Origin of the sequence: uncultured Novosphingobium sp. (genome assembly GCF_964277725.1) — a bacterium.
Lineage (GTDB): Bacteria > Pseudomonadota > Alphaproteobacteria > Sphingomonadales > Sphingomonadaceae > Novosphingobium > Novosphingobium fluoreni.
Map to the genome: position 1 here is coordinate 1 of NZ_CAXYKL010000074.1, position 2,991 is coordinate 2,991.

The 2,991-nt window shown below is 62.8% G+C and carries 4 protein-coding genes and 1 pseudogene; 3 read left to right on the forward strand and 2 right to left on the reverse strand.

Going from position 1 to position 2,991, the window contains the following annotated elements:
* Positions 1-314 (forward strand): annotated as a pseudogene (locus ACHWRX_RS04395) (hypothetical protein); the annotation flags it as partial.
* On the opposite strand, the gene ACHWRX_RS04400 reads toward ACHWRX_RS04395, so the two are convergent.
* Positions 277-957, reverse strand: coding sequence for an SDR family NAD(P)-dependent oxidoreductase (locus ACHWRX_RS04400; RefSeq protein ID WP_394658234.1), 681 nt, complete (start codon positions 955-957; stop codon positions 277-279). The pseudogene ACHWRX_RS04395 and the gene ACHWRX_RS04400 overlap by 38 nt on opposite strands.
* 70 nt (positions 958-1,027) lie before the next feature.
* On the reverse strand, positions 1,028-1,507 hold the full coding sequence (locus tag ACHWRX_RS04405; protein WP_183617403.1) for a peroxiredoxin: 480 nt from the start codon (positions 1,505-1,507) through the stop codon (positions 1,028-1,030).
* 174 nt (positions 1,508-1,681) lie between these two features.
* On the opposite strand from ACHWRX_RS04405, the gene ACHWRX_RS04410 reads away from it, so the two are divergent.
* On the forward strand, positions 1,682-2,155 hold the full coding sequence (locus ACHWRX_RS04410; RefSeq protein WP_394658235.1) for an S-adenosyl-L-homocysteine hydrolase: 474 nt from the start codon (positions 1,682-1,684) through the stop codon (positions 2,153-2,155).
* Positions 2,156-2,270: 115 nt separating this feature from the next.
* Positions 2,271-2,991 (forward strand): adenosylhomocysteinase (locus ACHWRX_RS04415; RefSeq protein ID WP_394658236.1); only part of this gene is annotated, 721 nt, incomplete at its 3' end.

Here is a 2,991-nt window from a genome sequence, read left to right on the forward strand (position 1 = left end):
AATTCGCGGGCGTTTTGATCGACGCTGGCTATCCGCGCTGGCGGGTTTCGCTGGATGGCCGATACTATCGCTACACGGATGAGGAATGGCAGCGCTATGGTGCGATGCTGGACGGCAGCTATCGTCTCCGGGCGATCGAGAGACTGTACCGTCCCGCCGCGTTCGTGCTGCGGCCCAGCCACTCCGTCGCTCTCAGCAATGAACTGGACCGGCCGAACAGCGGCTGGCGGCGCATCTATAGAGACGATGGCGCCGCCGTATGGCTCCCGCGCAGGGTCAGCCCCCGCGTGATACCGGCACCAACGCGCCGCTGACCGCTCCGGCATCCGTAGAGGCCAGAAGCACGATCACCTTGGCCACCGCTTCCGGCTTCACCCACGTCGAAGTATCGGCGTCGGGCATGTCGGCGCGGTTGGTCGGCGTGTCGATGATGCTGGGCAGGATCGCGTTCACCGTCACGCTGGAACCGGCGAGTTCTTCCGCCAACGCTTCCGTCAGGCGATGAACGCCGGACTTGGAGGCGGCGTAGGATGCCATGCCCATCGCCCCCTTCACCGCGCCGCCCGCACCGATATTCACGATGCGTCCGGCGCTGGAATTCTTCAGCTCGGGCAGGGCCAGCTGGGTGATCGTGGCATTGGTGACCAGGTTGATCGAATGCATCTTGGTGAAGCTTTCGATCGCACCGTCTGCTAGCGTCTCCCAGGTGAAGCCGCCTGCGACGTTCACCAACACATCGATCCCGCCGTGTGCGGCGACGATCTTTGCCAGCGCGTCCTTTGTCGCCGCGGCATCGGTCAGGTCGATCCCGCCGATATCCAGAGCACCTGCGACGGGCTGATGGGGCTGGGCCGCAAAGTCGATCCGGGCCACCGTGTCGCCAAGCTGTGCGAATGCCTCGGAAACGGCTTGGCCCAAAATCCCGAAGCCGCCCGTCACGATCACCGAACGCGCCATATCAAATCCCTGCAATTGCTGTCTTCAAAAACGAAACGGGCGACCCGTGTGGCCGCCCGCAGCGTATAACTTAGAGCTTGCCGAGCATGTATTCGGCAGAGCTGACCTCGAACTTGCCAGGCTCTTCCACGTTCAGCTGCTCGACCACGCCGTCGTTGATGACCATCGAAAAGCGCTGGCCGCGCTTGCCCATGCCAAAGCCGCTGCCATCCATGGTGAGGCCGACCGCTTCGGCCAGATCGGCATTGCCGTCTGCCAGCATCGTCACGTCATCGCTGCCCGAAGCCTTGCCCCAGGCGCCCATCACGAACGCGTCGTTCACGGCGGTGCAGGCGATCTCGTCGATGCCCTTGGCCTTCAGGTCGGCAGCCTTTTCCACGAAGCCCGGCAGATGCTTGGCCGAGCAGGTCGGCGTGAACGCGCCCGGGACCGAGAACAGCGCGACGCGCTTGCCCGCGAAATACTCTGAGGACTGGACCTGATCGGGGCCATCGGCGGTAGCCTTGGTCAGCTTTACGTCAGGCAGCTTGTCTCCAACGGCGATGGTCATGGGTAAATATCCTTCCTTGGGGATGAATCGGTTCGGCGCAGATATACGGTGCTGTTGCGCCTCTACAACGGGACGGCGCGGTTAATCTGCGCTTAGGTGGACCGTTAAACTCTTGGCAACCATGGTTGGGCGATCCTCCATCATCACGGGGGATTCGGGTAGAGGTCTGGTTTTATGCGTAATTTGACCAAGCGGATGGCCATTGCAGGCCTCGGCACGGCGCTCGCAATTTCTCTGGCAGTGCCCGCCGTAGCCGTACCGGCCATGACCAATGCGGAGAAACTTTACCGGCTGGACATGATGCTGCGGGTCACCGGGGCGCAATGCAGCGCGACCACATCCGATTTTCGGCAGGACTATGCGGCGTTCTGGCAAGCGCACCGCTCCGATCTGGGTTGGGCCTCCAACACGGTATGGAGCCGGTTGGCGCAGCGATATGGCAACGCCAATGTCGGCCGTGCATTCGATCGGGTGAGCTACGGGATTTCCAGCGAGTTCGGCTCCGGCCACCCCTGGCTGGGATGCGCCGACCTTAAAGCGGTGACGCACGGGCTGGCGCTGGTGCAGGGCACAGGGACGCTGGTGGAAGTTGCGGACCAGATCCTGCCCTATCGACATATGCCCCGGCGGACGGACGCGGTCTACTGATCGCACTGCATATAAAGAAAGCTTTATATTTGCCTCGATGAGCTTGGACGGCTAAGGGACGGCACATCCAAGGCGCGCTTGTTTGGCGCGTCGCCAGACCTTGCAGGAGTTTCCCGTGGCCACTCTCGAGCTGACCAAAGACTACGCCATCGCCGATATCGGCCTTGCGGACTACGGCCGCGCCGAGATCGCGATCGCCGAGACAGAGATGCCGGGCCTGATGGCTTTGCGCGCCGAGTTCGGTGCGTCGCAGCCGCTGAAGGGCGCGCGCATCACCGGCTCGCTGCACATGACGATCCAGACCGCGGTGCTGATCGAGACGCTGGTGGCGCTGGGCGCCGAGGTCCGTTGGGCTACCTGCAACATCTACTCCACCCAGGACCACGCCGCCGCCGCCATCGCCGCGAGCGGTATCCCGGTATACGCGATCAAGGGCGAGAGCCTGGCCGATTACTGGGATTACGTCGGCAAGATCTTTGACTGGTCGACCGAAGGCGACGCGGACCTGACGGCTAACCTGATCCTCGACGATGGCGGCGATGCCACCATGTTCGCGCTCTGGGGTGCACGGGTCGAGGCCGGCGAAAAGCTGTTCGAACCCGGCAATGCCGAAGAAATCGAGTTCGTCCGCGCGCTCAACGCTTTCCTGAAGGCCAAGCCTGGTTACCTCACCGCGTCGGTGAAGGCGATCAAGGGCGTCTCGGAAGAAACCACCACCGGCGTCCACCGCCTCTACAGCCTGGCCAAGGAAGGCAAGCTGCCGTTCCCCGCGATCAACGTGAACGACAGCGTCACCAAGTCGAAGTTCGACAATCTCTATGGCTGCAAGGAATCGC